Raw genomic sequence first — 16,425 nt, 5'->3', positions numbered from 1 at the left:
GCCTCCTCCAAGCTAAAATGACGTCTTAGCCTGCGGTTTAAAAAATATAAAATCAAGCTCAAAAGTAATATTACTATCTATCCAATTGATCTTGCGGACTAACTTTTACAACTACAACAAGTTTGCAAAATCGATTTGGGATAGAGAGATGCTATTCTTCACGAAGGGCTCTGGCCATCTGGTCCGCCATCGGCTTCGTCAGGTAGGCAAGGACTGTTCTTGCGCCGGTCTGCAAGAAGCCCTCGACCGGCATGCCGGGGACGGCAGTCAGCTTCCCAAGCCGGCTCCACTCCGCCTTGGATACGTGGGCGCGAAGGACATAGTAGCTTGCGCCGGAATGCTGGTCGGTGGTCAGCTCGGCTGAGATCTTGGTGATGTCTGCGTTGAGTTCAGGCGTGTCCCGCTGATTGAACGCTGACAACCTCAACGTGACCGGCTGCCCGACGATCACCTGGTCGATATCCTGTGGCGAAAGTTTAAGCTCCGCAACGAGCGCATCCTGATCCGGCACGATCTGCATAACAGTTTCGCCGGGAGATATCACGGCGCCCACCGCATGCACGCTCAGGTGGTCGATGATGCCGGCCTGCGGCGCTCTTATATCGATCCGCTTCAAATCGTCCTCTGCGGCGATCAATCGCTCCAAAAAAAGCCCCGTATCACTCTGCGCCTGACGCAGCTGCTCCGACACCTCGGCGCTGTGGTCGTCGTCGACCTGCGTGATCTGCAGTTCGGTCTCCGTCATCTTACCCTTGGTCTGCGCAATGCTCGAGACGAGATTGCCGAGCTCTCCAGTCAGGCTGGCGCTCTCGCGCTGCAGCGCATAAACCTTCGCCGCCGGGACGATACCCTTCTCAAACAGACGCTGGAGGCTGGCAAGCTCTTTGGCGATCAGATCGATCTCGATGCGCTTGCCATTCTCTTGCGCAACCAGACCGTCCGCCTCTTGGCTCAGCTGCTGGATACGCTCGCCTAGCTGTGATTTGCGGCTTTGCCTGGATGCCAGTCGATCGTCGAACAGGCGTCTCTCGCCGGCGATCGTCCGGGCGATTTCATCTTCGCCGGCCCGCGAAAGCAATTCTGCCGGAAAAGCGATCGCTGGCGCGCCATCGCGCTCCGCATCGAGCCGCGCAGTTCTCGCTGAGAGTTCGTCCAGACGTTTTCGTATGATCGCGAGATTGGCGCTCGTTTGCGTATCATCGAGATGGATCAGAAGCTGGCCAGCATCGACACGGTCACCGTTCTTGACTTCAACGTCGCCGACAATTCCTCCTTTGAGATGCTGGATTGGCTTTACATAGCTGTCGACCACGAGCGTTCCAGGGGCTATGACCGCACCGGAGATCTCCGTCGTCGCGGCAAGACCCCCCATCACGCCGACAAGCAGGACGATCGTCCCAAGCATTACAGCGGAAAGTCTGGGTATCGAACGCTCGCTGGTTGACAGCTTTAATCCACTCATGATCCGGCATCCTCGCCGGCGACCATCAACCGGACCGCACTCTGTTTGATCGGTTGCCTCGCCGGATTTCCGAGAACCGCGTCTTTAGGTCCAAACGCCTGCAACCGCCCTCCGGCGATGACCATCACCATGTCAGCCGCGATCAAAGCGCTCGGTCGGTGGGCGATGACTATTGCAATGCCGCCCCGCGCACCGACATTGAGCAGGGCCTGGGTCAATGCCGCCTCGCCTTCGGCGTCCAGATTTGAATTGGGTTCGTCCAGCACCACCAGGAATGGCTCTCCGTAGAGCGCTCGCGCAAGTGCGATACGCTGCCGCTGCCCCGCCGAAAGCCGGGAGCCACCCTCCCCGATCACGGTATCGAAGCCCTGCGGGAGCTTTACGATCATGTCATAGACGCCGGCAGACTTCGCAGCGGCGACAACCGATTGCGATGAAGGCTGCTTTTCAAAGCGGGCGATGTTGTCGGCAATCGAACCGTCGAAAAGGCTGACATCCTGTGGAAGATAGCCGACATAGCGCCCGAGGTCGGAGAGGTCCCATTGCGAGAGGGCGGCGTGATCGAGACGTATCGAGCCGATCGCGGCCGGCCAGAGGCCGGTGACCGCACGAGCGAGCGACGACTTTCCCGAGGCGCTGGGACCAATGACCCCGAGTACGGTCCCGGCCGATATGTCAAACGAGATGTTGCGAAGGATGAGCTCACGGCTGCCCGGAGATGCGAGGCTCAGATTGTCTACGGTCAATTTCGACCTGGGTGCCGGCAGACTGATGCTCTGGTGTCCGGCGGGCATGATCTCCAACAGTCTAACAAGCCGCGACCAGCTTTGCCGGGCGGCGACAAACGCCCTCCATTGGCCGATGGCAAGCTCCACCGGCGCAAGCGCCCGGCTGACCAGGATCGAACTTGCGATCATGATGCCCCCGGTCGCTTCTTGCCGGATGACGAGAACAGCGCCGGCTGCGAGCACGGCAGACTGAAGCATCAAGCGCAGGATGCGCGAGGTGGTCGTCAGCATCCCGGTCACGTTGCCGGCTGCCAGTTGATTTGCCAGATAGGCGTCATTGATGTCGGTCCATCGCTCCGTCATCCGGCCGACGAAACCCATTGCGACAACCGCCTCCCAGTTTCGCCGCGCGCTTTCAGCAAAGGCAAGGCGCGCTGCCGAATGTTTGGCGGCCTCGGCTGCCGGGCGCTGCGACATGATCTCGGCAAGGACCGCCAGAACGACGAGGACGATGGCACCGCAGGTCGCAGTCAGCCCGATCCAGAAGTGGAACAGAAAACACAGCCCGAGATAAAGCGGTATCCAGGGCAGGTCGAACAGTGCGATCGGACCGGTGCTGGAGAGGAAAGACCGGACCTTATCCAGATCGCGAACCGACTGCATTCCGTCACCTGGCGCCTGCATCAATTGTGGTTGAAGCACCAGCGAAGCAAAGACCTTACCGTTCATCCGCTCGTCAAGCGCCACGCCGACGCGTGCCAGCAGCATCGAACGCAACAGCTCAAGAATGCCCTGAAATACGAAAAGGGTCGCGGCGATGATCGCAATGCCGACAAGCGTTGGAAGACTATGGCCGGGAATGACCCGGTCATAGACCTGAAGCATAAAAAAGGAGCCTGTCAGGGCCAGCACGCTTAACACGGCGCTGGCGATCGCGATGCTGAGGAACGCCTTTCGCAGCGACGACAGTACCGCCATCAGAAATGTTCGGGGCAGTTTTTTCGACGGAAGAGCCATGCAGCTTCAATCCTTCATTTATTGCTACCGCCAGGCAGATACCAATAATGGTGGTATTACTATTACGAATCCACCGGTATATCTATTCAAAAATACATTCGTTTTCCGAACTCTTCTTTACATATACATCACCCCAGAAATCCATCCTGAACGCGACGCGGCTCGCCTCTCCACTCCTCCTGGTTGGCTCGAGGGCGAAGTGCGACTTGCAATGGATAACAACGGCTTATCGCTTGCGAGGAGCGTGACGTGAAGCGCACCTACTCCCAGATCGACATGGATGAACGCCGCAAGATTGCACGCGAGCGGCGCGCCAAATCGAACCCATGCCGTTGCCGAGCGCAAACGGTTCAGGCATCGGGACGGCGATGTCGAAGGTAGAGTATTAGAGTTTCAGCCATATCCGGCACGAACAGAAGCAGTTGCGTTCGTGTCAAAGTTCGAAGAGAGATTCAGGAGCAGTGCCGGTTCCGATAGCAGCCCTCAGTAGCGCAGCATATAGCCATGAGCAGGTGTCAGGTGATCGCCACGACGACGCGACCGCGGATGCGACCCGCAACGATATCCTCTGCGATTTTCGGCAAGGCCGACATCGGCTCAATCCGCGTTAATGTCTCCAAGTGGACCGGATTCAAGTGCTGGCTCAGCGTCCGCCAGGCACGTTCGCGTTTCACCATGGGCGCCATGACGGAATCGATGCCGAGCAGTGCCACGTTGCGCAGGATATGCGGCAAGACCGTCGCCGGCAGATCGGCACCGCCGGCAAGACCGCAGGCGGCCACCGCCCCGCCGTAGACCGTCTGGGACAGCACGTTGGCAAGCGTCGTCGATCCGACGGAATCGATGGCGCCCGCCCAGCGCTCTTTCTGCAGCGGGCCACCCTTCTCGTTGAGCGCCGCGCGCTCAACGAAACCGGAGGCTCCCAGCGAGGCGAGATAATCGTATGTTTCCGGCCGGCCAGTCGATGCCGTTACCTTGTAGCCCTTGTTGGCAAGCAGGCTCACGGCCACCGAGCCGACGCCGCCGGCAGCACCTGTGACCAACACTTCCCGATCGTCGACGCCGATCGTTCCCCAATCCTCCAGGGCATTGACGCAAAGGGCTGCGGTATAGCCGGCCGTTCCGATTGCCATCGCCTGTTCCAGGGAGAATTCGGGCGGCAGCGCGATCAGCCATTCCGCCTTGACCCGCTGGTATCGGGAATAACCACCCCATTCGGTCTCGGAGAGGCCCCAGCCGTTCAGAATGACCTTGTCACCCGCAACCCATTTGTCCGAGCGCGACTCGACGACAACGCCGGCAAGATCGATACCGCCAACCATCGGCGTGCGGCGCGCAATCCTTCCCTTGCCGGAAAGGGCCAGACCGTCCTTGTAGTTGACCGTGGAAAACGCAACGTCGACCAGAACGTCATGGTCGGGCAGATCGGCCAGGGTCAGCTGTCGGAAGCCGGCCTGCTGTTTGCCATCAACCGTATCGATCACCATTGCCGTAAAAGAATCTGACATGGAATTCCCTTGACCTTCAATGCTTCTGAGGATGTGAGCCGACTGGATTCAGGACTGCGCCTGCTCGCCGGCCCGACGGCTGCGCGCATCGAGCGCGGCGCTATAGCTGTCCCGCACATAGGCAAGGAGATTTGTGAGCGCCGCCGTTGCTTCGCCGACATCGCGATTGCTCAGCGCCTCATGGATCCGCTGGTGGAAGGCAACGACCTGGCGGCGCTCCCGCACCCTGAAGACGATCATGTTCGTGATCGGAATGAAGGATTCGATCACGATGTACATCATCAGCTTCAAGGGGCCGTTGCCGGTCGAGTCGACTAGGGCGCGATGGAAGCGCACATCGGAAGCGCAGAAATCTTCATCGCTGATGTCCTGATCCCGCTGCAAGGCGATCTCGGCCGCCATGGCCTGCAATCCCTCTTCGCTGCGGTTCTCGCAGGCGAGCCGGCAGCAGATGGTTTCCGTCTCAAGCCTGGCGGTAATGATCTCGTCGATATCGAAAGCGCCGATGCCGACGAGAAGCGTCGCAGCACCAGTAATCGCCTTCGACAGACCTTCCGGATCGGGCCGCATCACGAAATTGCCGCCGAGGGGGCCGCGACGCGAATGAATGAGATTCTGCGCCGCCAGACGCTTCAGCGCTTCGCGCACCGTCGGGCGCGAAATTCCGAAGCTGCGGGCAAGATCCTCTTCCGTCGGCAAGCGCTCGTCGATCTTCAGACGCCCGTCCAGGATCGCGGACTTGATATTCTCGGCGACCTGTTTGGCGATGCCAGATCTTACCACTTCGTCATATCTAAGATTCATAGAGCTCCATCCTTCGCTCGAAAGCATTGATGCCATGCCTTCATCGAAAAGGCTATAGGTATTTAAATATAGGTTTGACAAATATCAGATAGGCGATAACCTGCCCTCGATCCAGATAACCAGGGGAACAGAATGGGCGGATCGATCGACCGGGCGCTCGCCGCTCATCCCTTATCTGCGCCGTCTTTGCGGCTGTGGGAATTGCTGGCCCGCCTCAACGACAGGCTGGACAAGAACGCTGTTGTCGTCGGTCCGGATGTCGGTGACGCCTATTGCGCGGACGCGACAGACGAGCGCGGCGTGCGACCGTCCATCCTGTTTCGCCCCAGGGATACCGCGTCGGTGTCGGCCATTCTTTCCGCTTGCGACGCCCTTCGCCAGCCTATCGTCGTGCAAGGCGGACGCACTGGTCTTGCAGGGGCCGCGCGGCCTATGGCTGGCGAGGTTGCGCTGTCCCTGGAGCGCATGAGCGCGATCGAGCCCGTTAACGAGGATGCCGGCACTGTGATCGCTCATGCCGGTGCGACCCTGCAGGCTGTCCAGGAGACCGCCGCCAGCCACGGCTTCATGTTCGGCGTGGATATTGGCGCGCGCGGCACCTCCACCATCGGCGGCAACATCGCCACAAATGCCGGCGGCATTCGCGTTCTGCGCTATGGCATGTATCGCGCCCAGGTTCTTGGCCTGGAGGCCGTGATGGCGGACGGCTCGGTGCTGACCGGCCTAAAAGGCCTTTCGAAGGACAATTCGGGTTTCGATCTCAACCAGATCTTCATCGGTAGCGAAGGTACGCTCGGCGTCGTAACCCGTGCCTGTCTGCGTCTTCATCCGAAGCCACAGTCACTGGCAAACGCATTTTGCGCACTCCCTTCGCTCAGTGCGGCCATCGCTCTCCTGCGGCGCCTGCGCCAGAGGTTGGGACCTTCCCTCTCCGCTTTCGAAGTCATCTTCCCGGCTGTTTACGCCGGCGTTCTCAACCGCACCGGCGCACCACCGCCTGTGCCGGCGGGTGCCGGAATGTATGCGCTCATCGAGATGCAGGGACAGGACGAAGCTGGCGACGAGGATCGCTTCGCGGCTGCACTGATGGAATGCTACGAGGAAGGCATCGTCCGCGATGTCGCGGCTTCCCGCTCTCTGCGCGACTATCATGCCATATGGGCTTTGCGCGAGGCGGCGAGTGAGTTCATTTTCAGCATGGACCATGTCGCGGGCTTCGACGTCAGCCTGCCCATTTCCGCAATGCAGCGGTTCCTGGACAGGGCCACGGCCGAAATCGCAACTGTCGATCCCGCAGCGTCCATCTACATTTTCGGTCATCTCGGTGACGGCAATCTGCATTTTCTCGTTCGCACACACCACTATGACCGCGTCGCGGACGCGACATACTCCTGTGTCGCCAGCGAAGGCGGATCGATATCGGCCGAGCATGGCATTGGCCTTGAAAAGAAGAAGTGGCTGGCACTCGTTCGCAGCCCGACGGAGATGGCCGCCATGCGCCGTCTCAAAGCAGCGTTCGATCCCAATAACATCCTCAATCCCGGCCGCGTTTTCGATATGGAATCGACAACACCGGGGGAGCGCGCATAAATGTCCACCCTCCCCGTCGCCGCCCACCCCGAAAAACGGCCTACAGCCTCTGCCGCGACGACACCCAGCCTCGATGACCGCTACACGCTCGATCGGGGAAGCATCCTCGTTTCCGGCACGCAGGCGCTCGTTCGCCTGCCGATGATCCAGCGTCAACGCGACCTTGCGCGCGGATTGAACACCGCCGGCTATGTCTCCGGATATCGCGGTTCGCCACTTGCCAGCTTCGACCGCGAAATGGCGCGCGCGAAGAAATATCTCGACGACCATCACGTCCGCTTCCAGCCCGGCCTCAATGAAGACATGGCCGCTACTGCCGTCTGGGGCACGCAGCAGACGGCGATGTTTCCGGGCGCACGGTATGATGGCGTCTTCGCCATGTGGTACGGCAAGGGACCTGGCGTCGACCGCAGCATGGACGTGATCCGTCATGCCAACGCCGTCGGCACCAATCCGAATGGCGGCGTTCTGCTGCTTGTCGGAGACGATCACGGTGCCGTTTCGTCGACCCTGCCGCACCAGAGCGAGCATAATCTGATCTCCGCGATGGTGCCGCTGCTGTCGCCAGCCGGCGTCGGGGAATATATCGACTACGGATTGCTCGGCTGGGCGCTCAGCCGCTATTCCGGCGCCTGGGTCGGCTTCAAATGCCAGACGGAAATTGTCGAGTGCACCGCGACGGTCGAGCTCGACCCCGATCGGCCCGCCATCGTCTATCCCGACGGCAATGGCGATCTCTCGTTGCGATGGCCGGATGGCCCACATGCGATGGAGCAGCGGCTGGAAAACAAGATGGAGGCGATACACGCCTTCGCCCGTCAAAACAGCATCGATAGAACGGTCTGGGGCAGCATTGCCGGCAAAGCGAGGCTCGGCATCGTTTCGACCGGGAAATCGTGGCTCGATCTCATGGGCGCGCTGGCAAGCTTCGGCATCGACGAGCGCCGGGCCGGCGAACTCGGCATCCGGCTTTACAAGATCGGCATGGTCTGGCCGATCGAACCGGAGGGGCTGCAACGGTTCGCCTCCGGCGTCGAAACCCTGTTGGTGGTCGAGGAAAAGCGCGCGGTCATCGAAGACCAGATCAAGGCGCAGCTTTTCAACATGGTCTCCGACCGGCGTCCAAGGATCTACGGCAAATTCGGCGTGGATGGCCGACCGCTCTTGTCCGCAGCCGGCGAGATCAATGCTGTCGCCGTTGCGAGAGCGATTGTCTCTCTCATCGGTGAGCATCACACCGATCTGCTGGCGAGATCGCACGCTATCGAGGCCATCTTCGCAGCCAGTGCTGCGGAAACGCCGGCGCTGAAACGCGACCCCTATTTCTGCTCAGGCTGTCCGCACAGTATTTCCACTCGGCTACCCGAGGGAAGCCGGGCATCCACCGGCATCGGCTGTCATATGATGGTGATCGGGCTGGAAGAGCGCAACACCTCGACCTTTACCCAGATGGGCGGCGAAGGCGGCGCGTGGATCGGCCTTTCCCAATTCACCGACGAAAAGCATATCTTCGTCAACATGGGTGACGGCACCTATTTCCACTCCGGGCTGCTTGCGATCCGCGCCGCGATCGCCGCCAAGGTCAACGCCACTTACAAGATCCTCTATAATGATGCCGTCGCAATGACCGGCGGCCAGAAGCATGATGGCGAAGTCTCCGTTCCTGGCATTGTCGGGCAGATGCTCGCCGAAGGCGCGGCCCGCGTCGCCGTGGTCGCCGAGCGCCCCGAGGTCTGGCAAGGCAATCTGCCGTCCGGCGTTACGATCAACCACCGCGACGAACTCGATGCGGTGCAACGCGAATTGCGCGAGGTGGCGGGTGTTACCGTCCTCGTCTACGATCAGGTTTGTGCTGCCGAAAAACGGCGTCGGCGCAAGCGGGGCGCTTTGGCCGTCTCCGACAAGCGCGCCTTCATCAACGAGCTCGTCTGCGAGGGCTGCGGCGACTGTTCCGCTGTTTCCAATTGCATCTCCATCGAGCCGCAGGAAACGGAGTTCGGCCGCAAACGGCGAATCAACCAGTCGAGCTGCAACACCGATCTTTCCTGCATAAAAGGTTTCTGTCCGAGCTTCGTCACCGTCGAGGGCGGCACCATCCGCAAGCCGGACGCTAAAGCAGGCAAGGCAAGTTTCGACGACCTCCCTCTTCCGGCCATCCGACCGATTACCGACCGTCCCTACAACATGCTGCTCGCTGGCATCGGCGGAACGGGCGTCATCACCGTCAGCGCCATAGTGTCGATGGCCGCTCACATGGACGGCCTTGCCGTGCAGACCCTCGACCAGACCGGTCTTGCCCAGAAGAATGGGGCCGTCATTTCGCACCTGCGGGTCGCAAGGACGCGAGAGCAGATCACATCTGTGCGTATCGGACCGGGCGAAAGCGATCTGGTCCTTGGCTTCGATATCGTCGTCTCAGCGGCCCAGAACGCCCTGTCCACATTCGCCTTCGGCCGGACCAAGGCCGTTCTCGACGATCATTTCGCACCAACGGCCTCGTTTGTGCAGAACACCGCGATCGATTTCCGTCAGGAAGCGACGTTGAAGGCGTTGCGCAGAGCGGCCGGTGACGATGCCATCAGCCTTATCGCCGCGACGAAACTGGGGGCGGCCCTGATGGGCGACGCGATTGCCGCCAACATGTTCCTGCTTGGCCACGCCTGGCAGCGCGGTCTTGTGCCAATTCGCCTTGAGGCAATCGATGCGGCGATCGAACTCAATGGCACGGGCATTGCGATGAACCGCGCAGCCTTTGGCTGGGGCCGTCGCTCGGTGGTCGATCCAGAAGCTGTCGAACAAGCCGCCGCAATCGACCTGGACGAAGCGCCTGCCAAGCAGACGCTTGACGACCTCGTCGCCAAGCGCATCGAATTCCTGATGCACTACCAGAATTTCGCCTATGCCAACAAATACCGCAAGCTGGTGACGACTGCGCGCAATGCCGAAGCCCGACTGAAGTTTGGGGAGGATTTTTCCGAAGCCGTAGCACGCAATGCCTTCAAGCTGATGGCCTACAAGGACGAATATGAAGTGGCTCGTCTCCACAACGACCGGAGCTTCAAGGACAAGATTGCCGCGCAGTTCGAAGGTGATTTCGAGATTAAGCATCATCTCGCACCGCCGCTCTTTTCCCGAAGGATCGACAAGCGCACTGGCAACCCGGCAAAGATTTCCATCAGCCGCAAGCTGATTGCACCGGCGTTCTCCGTGCTGGAGAAATTGCGCTTCCTTCGCGGCACGCCGCTTGATCCCTTCGGCTACACGCATGAGCGACGTACAGAGCGCAAGCTGGTCGCCGACTACACGGCACTGATCAACGACCTCTCAGCGAACCTGTCGCCGGAAAACCAGCAGCGCGCCATCGCGCTCGCCCAACTCCCCGATCAGATCAAGGGGTTTGGTCCGGTCAAATCAGCATCGATAGAGCGTTTCGAGAAGAACAAGGCAGCCCTGTTGATGCAGGCATCGAGCACTGCATCGCAACCGGCTGACACCAGCGTAAAGAGGAAAAGCATATGAGCATGACCGAGAGCTTCGAGACCATCCTCTATGACAAGGATGAACAGGACAAGTTCGCGACGATCACCATCAATCGGCCGGACAAGCTCAACGCGATGAACAAGACGACGGTGCGCGAGATCGACCGTGCCGTTGCGCTTGCCGTCGCCGACAAGGACGTCAACGCGCTGGTGATTACCGGTGCCGGCCGCGCGTTTTCGGCCGGTTATGATCTGCAAGGCGCAGACTATGACGTTAGTATCGAGGACTGGCATGCCGACATGTCGGAAAATGCCCAGGCACTTCTGAATATCTGGAAAGCTCCAATCCCCGTCATCGCCTCGGTGAACGGTTATGCGCTTGCCGGCGCTCTCGAACTCGTCATGTCGTGCGATCTTGCGATCGCCGCCGACAACGCCAAATTCGGCGAACCGGAAGTCAGGCACAATTCCGGTCCGCCTGCCCTCTTCATGCCTTGGCTGCTGGCCACCCGCGATGTCCGCTGGCTGATGTACACCGGTGACCTTGTGGACGCGGAAGAGGCGCTGCGCATGCATCTGATCAACAAGATCGTGCCCGCCGATCAGCTCAAGCAAAAGACCGAGAATCTGGCGCGCAAGCTGGCGCGCATGCCGGTTCCGGCGATCAAATTCGCCAAGTCCTCCATCAACAACCAGCAGGTCGCCGCCGGCCTGATGACATCCTTCGACTACAACGTGCACGCCATTGCCGCCCTCCATGTCAGCAAGGACGGGCAGGAATGGATGCGCAATCTCCAGAAGATGTCGCTGAAGGAATATCTCGAATTTCGCGACGCACCCTTCAAGGGGCTCGACTGACATCATCTCCCTCGTTGGCAGGCCGTCAAGCCGCCACGACAACACGGCTACGTTCACTCCGGAAAGGATCAGACAATGCAAACGGCCCCGTCCTCAAGGCAGGATATGGACAGCATTCCGGTCATAGATATCTCGCCTTTCATCCATCGGACCGCCGGTAGCGATGCCGTGGTCAAGGCAATCGAGGCCGCCTGCCGCGAAACCGGCTTCTTCCTGATCACCGGACATGGCGTCTCCAAGGAGGCGACTGCGCAGCTTTACAATCTTGCCCGCGATTTCTTCGACGAGCCGCAAGACTGGAAGAAGAAGCAGGGTCGAGGAACCTCGCTAAGGGGGGGTGTCGCTTTCTCCCCCATCGCGGACGAGGCGCTGAGCGCCACGCTGGGGATCAAGACGCCGGGGGACTACAAGGAAAGCCTGAATTTCGGGCCGCGCCTTCCGGGTGACGCCTGGCCTACGGTTCCACAAGGATTGCAGGCGGCCTTTAACGCCTATTTTGGCGAGATGGAGACGCTCGCTGGGCATCTGCGACGCGCATTCTGCCAGGCGATCGGGCTTGCGCCCGATTACTTCGAGCCGGCCTTTACCGACCACCTTTCGGCACTCCGCGTCATCAACTATCCGGAACAGCAGGAAAGCCCGCTGCCCGGACAGTTACGTGCGGGCGTCCATACCGATTACGGCTTCATGACCATTCTGCGCTCGGAGGCATCGCCGGGAGGGCTTCAGGTCCGCAGGCGCGATGGCGAATGGCTGGATGCGCCGAACGTCGAAGGCGCCTATATCGTCAATATCGCCGATGCCTTCATGCGCTGGACCAACGACGAATGGCTCTCGACGCCGCATCGGGTGGCCAATCCACCCGGCAACTTCAAGGGTACGACACGGCGTCAATCCATTCCCTTCTTTGTCAATCCATCGAAAGAGACGCTCATCGAATGCCTGCCGCCCTTTGCGGCGAAGGCGCCGGCAAAATACACGCCAATTACCTACGGAGACTATATCGCGCTGAAGACGAGCCAGGCCTTCAGCAAGTCCTGAGCGCAAGAAGCGAAACATCGCCTAGCGCGCAGCACCCACCGACATACGGCCATGACAAGGGGAACCAAGATGATGAACATGAACAGGCGGCAGCTTCTTGCCGGAATGGGCGGCCTTGCCGCCGCAAACATGATCAGCCTTCCCGCGCGCGCGCAAGGCAAGACCCTCGTGGTGCCGACACTCGGCGGCGCCTGGGAGCAGTTCTGGCGCTCGACGCTCGCACCGGCATTCACGGCAAAGAGCGGTGCCGCGGTGACACTTGACGCCGGCAACGGCCGTGTCTGGAGCGCCAACCTGCGCGCGGCGGGCGCTCAAAACCCGCCCTATTCGATCCTGATGACCAACGAGGCCTTCGCCTCCAGCCTGCGCAAGGAAGGCTTCTTCGAGAAGCTCGATCTGACGAAACTATCGAACTACAACGATCTCTATCCCCTTGCGAAGAAGACGGATGGTTGGGGTGCCGTGGCGATGGTCTCGCCGATCGGCATCGCTTACCGCACCGATATGGTCAAAACCCCGCCGAAGGGATGGAAGGATCTCTGGGAAAATCCGGAATTCAAGGGACGCATCGGCCTCTACAACTTCGCCAATACGGCCGGCAAGATGGAGCTGATGCTGGCATCGAAGATCTTCGGCAAGGATCAATACGACATCGATGCCGGCTTCAAGGCGCTGGAAAAGCTCGGTCCGGTCATACAGGCGGATTTCAACCTGTCGACGGGCCTCGCGGCAGGCGAATTCGTGGTTGCGCCCTTTGACTTCGGCGAAGTGGCGCGCTTGCGATCCCAGGGGCTGCCGATCGATGTCGTCGTGCCCGAAGAGGGCATGCTGATGTTCGACCAAACGCTGAATATCCTTGCCCACGCCCCCGAAAAGGAACTCGCCTACCAATATGCCGACTTCCTTCTCTCCCCGGAGGGGCAGATACCGCTCATGAAGCAGTTTTTCGTCTCCCCCACCAGTTCCAAGGTGGTGGTCCCGGCCGACCTGCAAAAGGATGTGCCGATCTCGGGCGAGACGATGGACAAGATCCTCACATGGGATTGGAATTTCATGAACCAAAAACAGGCCGAGTTCTCGGAGACCTGGGCAAAGGTCATGCGCTAGACGCGCCCTGACGATTCCCTCGCTATATGTCGGCCCGCCTCTATGCGGTCCGGCTGCTTTCTCGACATGGTGGCACGACCACGATCGCCGCCGGCAGAATTTGGAAGATCGATCATGACAGAGGTGAGCATCGAAGCGCTGACCAAGCACTATGGGGCATCTCTTGCGGTAAACGGCATTTCCGTGAGGATCGCGAAGGGCGAGTTTATCTCCCTTCTTGGCCCTTCCGGCTGTGGCAAGACAACCACGCTGAAAATGATAGCCGGCTTCGAAGACGCGACATCAGGCGCGATACGTTTCGATGGGCAGGACGTCGTGCATGTGCCTGCCGAAAAACGCGACATCGGTATGGTCTTCCAGAACTACGCCCTGTTTCCGCATATGACCGTCGCTCAGAATCTGGCGTTCGGACTGGAGATGCGCCGCAGGCCGAAGCGCGAGATCGCCGAGCGCACAGCCCGTGTTCTCGACATGGTGCAGCTCTCCGGTTATGCGGACCGCTATCCGCGCCAGCTTTCCGGCGGACAGCAACAACGCGTCGCCCTTGCTCGAGCGCTGGTGATCGAACCTCGAATTCTCCTGCTCGACGAGCCGCTTGCCAACCTCGACGCCAAGCTGCGCGAGGAGATGCGCGTCTTTATCCGCGACCTTCAAAAACGCGTCGGCATCACCACCGTCTACGTGACCCACGATCAGGCCGAGGCGATGACCATGTCTGATCGTGTCGTGGTCATGTTTGGCGGGCGGATCGCCCAGTATGGCGCACCGGCCGATATCTACGATCGGCCGGCGAGCCTCGAAGTCGCGCAATTCGTGGGGCAGGTCAACATCCTGTCCGGTCGGCTGCTCTCCACCGAAGCAAACGATATCTCGGTCATCGATACCGCGCTCGGCACGATCAGGATCGGCAATATGCCGAAGTCGCCCGATGGCGCCGTGACGCTGGTACTTCGGCCCGAGGCCGTCGAGCTGTTTCCGGAAAGCGCAGGGCAGGCAGGCACCCCGGCCACCATCACAGCGAGCTATTATTCGGGCAGCCTGATCGACTATCGGCTGGCGCTCGATAGCGGCGATACCATCAATGTTCAGACCTTCCCCCGCAGCCGCTTTTCTCCGGGCGACCGCGTCACCGTCAAGGTCGATGGCGATCGCTTCTGGGCGCTCGGAGCTGCCGCATGAGCCTTCGAGCAAAATCCCTGAAGCCGTTTGCCCTGATCGCCCCGGCTGTTCTGCTGCTCGGCGTCTTCCTGGTATTGCCCTATATCAACATCGTGGTCATGAGCCTGCGCAATCCGGGGAGCGGGACGCCCTATGCGCCCGGCTTCACCCTCTCAAACTATCTCAGGCTCTTTGCCGACAGCTTTTACCTGGAGCAGACCGCAAACACGTTGATGATCGGCTTCATCACCACCTTTATCTGCCTTGTTCTCGGCTTCCCCGTCGCATGGCAGCTCGCGAAGACCCAAATGCGTTTTCGTGGCCTGGCCTATGGCCTCGTGCTGTCACCGCTTCTCGTCGGCATCGTCATCCGCAGCTACGGCTGGACGATCCTGCTCGGCAACAACGGCATGATAAACCGCACCCTGATCGGCTTCGGCCTGATCGATCGCCCCCTTGCCCTGATGTACAACTCTCTTGGGATCGTGATTGCCCTGGTGCACGTCTTCCTGCCATTCATGATCCTTCCGCTCATGAGCGCACTGCAGGGGATAGACCCGTCGATCGAAGCGGCCGCCCGCTCGCTGGGGGCCGGACGCATCACTGCCTTCAGACGAATTGTCCTGCCACTGGCCATGCCCGGCATACAGGCCGGCTGCATACTGGTCTTTGTCTTGTCGCTCAGCGCCTACGTCACGCCGTCCTTGATCGGCGGCCTGCGCGTGAAGACGATGGCGGTCAGCGTGGTCGACGCGCTTATCGACACGTTTCAATGGCCATTCGGCTCGGCCATGGCGCTGATGCTATCTCTGACCGGGGCGATGATGGTGATGCTGTTTGCAAGGCTCACCCGCATGAAATGGAAGGCCAACTGATGTCCAGGCACCTCCTCACCGGCTACTGCCTGATAATCTACGCCTTTCTGCTGCTGCCGATCCTCGTGGTCGTCGGCGCTTCCTTCAATGCTGGCGCCTTCCTGACGTTCCCGCCACAGGGACTTTCATTTCGCTGGTATGTGGTGTTCTTTCACAATGAGGTCTTCCTCAGCGCGATCAAGACATCGCTCTGGGTGGCCGCGGTCTCGACGGTGATTTCCTCGATCATCGGCACGATGGCGGCGATCTTCTATGTCCAGCATGCCGGACGCTGGAAGGAAAGCATCCGGCTCGCCATGCTTCTGCCGCTGCTGGTGCCGGAGGTGCTGACGGCGATATCGCTGTTGTTCTTCGTCTATTCGATCGGCATGGGCACACGAACGATCGCGGCGATGATCATCGGCCATTGCCTCATCACCCTTCCCTTCGTCTTCATCAACGTTTCGGCGGCAATGGAGTCCTACGACGCATCCTGGAGCCTGGCAGCCAAGAGCCTCGGCGCCGGGCCATTGACGCGGTTTCGCCGCATCATGCTGCCGCTGATCAAGCCTGGCGTGATTGGCGGATGCCTGTTCGCCTTCATCATATCCTTTGACACATTCACCATATCATTCATGCTGAAGAATGTCGGCACCGCCACGCTTCCGATCCAGCTCTACGACTATTTGCGCACGAACTTCACCCCCGAGGCCGCCGCCGTGTCGACGGTATCCATCGTGCTGACCCTGTTCGTCGTCGTCCTGTCGGAAAAAGTCCTGGGCCTGCGTATTCACCGGTTCTGATATTGGAAAGCCATCT

Annotated in this window: 12 protein-coding genes; 8 read left to right on the top strand and 4 right to left on the bottom strand. The window is 60.1% G+C overall.

Going from position 1 to position 16,425, the window contains the following annotated elements; translation table 11 throughout:
• Positions 1–151 precede the first annotated feature (151 nt).
• The 4 genes from RRH01S_RS07525 to RRH01S_RS07510 all read right to left on the bottom strand — a co-directional run bounded on the left by RRH01S_RS07525 (position 152) and on the right by RRH01S_RS07510 (position 5,519).
• Positions 152–1,462 carry an HlyD family type I secretion periplasmic adaptor subunit gene (locus tag RRH01S_RS07525; RefSeq protein ID WP_034522522.1) on the bottom strand — a complete coding sequence of 437 codons (1,311 nt, stop codon included), beginning with the start codon at positions 1,460–1,462 and terminating at the stop codon, positions 152–154.
• Positions 1,459–3,207 carry a type I secretion system permease/ATPase gene (locus RRH01S_RS07520; RefSeq protein WP_034522524.1) on the bottom strand — a complete coding sequence of 583 codons (1,749 nt, stop codon included), beginning with the start codon at positions 3,205–3,207 and terminating at the stop codon, positions 1,459–1,461. The genes RRH01S_RS07525 and RRH01S_RS07520 overlap by 4 nt, the downstream gene beginning before the upstream one ends.
• Before the next feature lie 515 nt (positions 3,208–3,722).
• The gene (locus RRH01S_RS07515) at positions 3,723–4,715 is read right to left on the bottom strand and encodes an MDR family oxidoreductase (RefSeq protein ID WP_034522525.1); all 993 of its coding nucleotides are present in this window, start codon (positions 4,713–4,715) and stop codon (positions 3,723–3,725) included.
• 48 nt (positions 4,716–4,763) lie between these two features.
• Entirely contained in the window at positions 4,764–5,519 is a 756-nt protein-coding gene (locus RRH01S_RS07510) for a FadR/GntR family transcriptional regulator (RefSeq protein ID WP_007688905.1), read from the bottom strand.
• Positions 5,520–5,651: 132 nt separating this feature from the next.
• Between RRH01S_RS07510 and RRH01S_RS07505 the strand changes: the two genes are divergently transcribed.
• The 8 genes from RRH01S_RS07505 to RRH01S_RS07470 all read left to right on the top strand — a co-directional run bounded on the left by RRH01S_RS07505 (position 5,652) and on the right by RRH01S_RS07470 (position 16,409).
• Positions 5,652–7,109, top strand: a complete 1,458-nt coding sequence (locus tag RRH01S_RS07505; RefSeq protein ID WP_042470707.1) for an FAD-binding oxidoreductase — start codon at positions 5,652–5,654, stop codon at positions 7,107–7,109.
• A complete protein-coding gene (locus RRH01S_RS07500) occupies positions 7,110–10,628 on the top strand; it encodes an indolepyruvate ferredoxin oxidoreductase family protein (protein ID WP_042470703.1) in 3,519 nt (1,172 codons plus the stop codon).
• Positions 10,625–11,446 carry an enoyl-CoA hydratase/isomerase family protein gene (locus RRH01S_RS07495; protein ID WP_007688901.1) on the top strand — a complete coding sequence of 274 codons (822 nt, stop codon included), beginning with the start codon at positions 10,625–10,627 and terminating at the stop codon, positions 11,444–11,446. The genes RRH01S_RS07500 and RRH01S_RS07495 overlap by 4 nt, the downstream gene beginning before the upstream one ends.
• Before the next feature lie 75 nt (positions 11,447–11,521).
• Complete coding sequence (locus tag RRH01S_RS07490) at positions 11,522–12,487, top strand: isopenicillin N synthase family dioxygenase (RefSeq protein ID WP_034522529.1); 966 nt, start codon at positions 11,522–11,524, stop codon at positions 12,485–12,487.
• A 69-nt stretch (positions 12,488–12,556) separates the two neighbouring features.
• Positions 12,557–13,594: an ABC transporter substrate-binding protein gene (locus tag RRH01S_RS07485; protein WP_034522531.1), complete on the top strand. Its 1,038-nt coding sequence runs from the start codon at positions 12,557–12,559 to the stop codon at positions 13,592–13,594.
• A gap of 114 nt (positions 13,595–13,708) precedes the next feature.
• On the top strand, positions 13,709–14,773 hold the full coding sequence (locus tag RRH01S_RS07480; protein WP_034522533.1) for an ABC transporter ATP-binding protein: 1,065 nt from the start codon (positions 13,709–13,711) through the stop codon (positions 14,771–14,773).
• Positions 14,770–15,627: an ABC transporter permease gene (locus RRH01S_RS07475; RefSeq protein ID WP_034522534.1), complete on the top strand. Its 858-nt coding sequence runs from the start codon at positions 14,770–14,772 to the stop codon at positions 15,625–15,627. Before RRH01S_RS07480 ends, RRH01S_RS07475 begins: the two co-directional genes overlap by 4 nt.
• Positions 15,627–16,409, top strand: coding sequence for an ABC transporter permease (locus RRH01S_RS07470; RefSeq protein ID WP_034522536.1), 783 nt, complete (start codon positions 15,627–15,629; stop codon positions 16,407–16,409). The genes RRH01S_RS07475 and RRH01S_RS07470 overlap by 1 nt, the downstream gene beginning before the upstream one ends.
• The last annotated feature ends 16 nt before the right edge of the window (positions 16,410–16,425 follow it).

This window comes from Rhizobium rhizogenes NBRC 13257, assembly GCF_000696095.1.
In the GTDB taxonomy this organism is placed as follows: Bacteria; Pseudomonadota; Alphaproteobacteria; order Rhizobiales; family Rhizobiaceae; genus Rhizobium; species Rhizobium rhizogenes.
The sequence above is the reverse complement of the archived record's forward strand: the minus strand, read 5'-3'. Positions and strand labels throughout refer to the sequence as shown.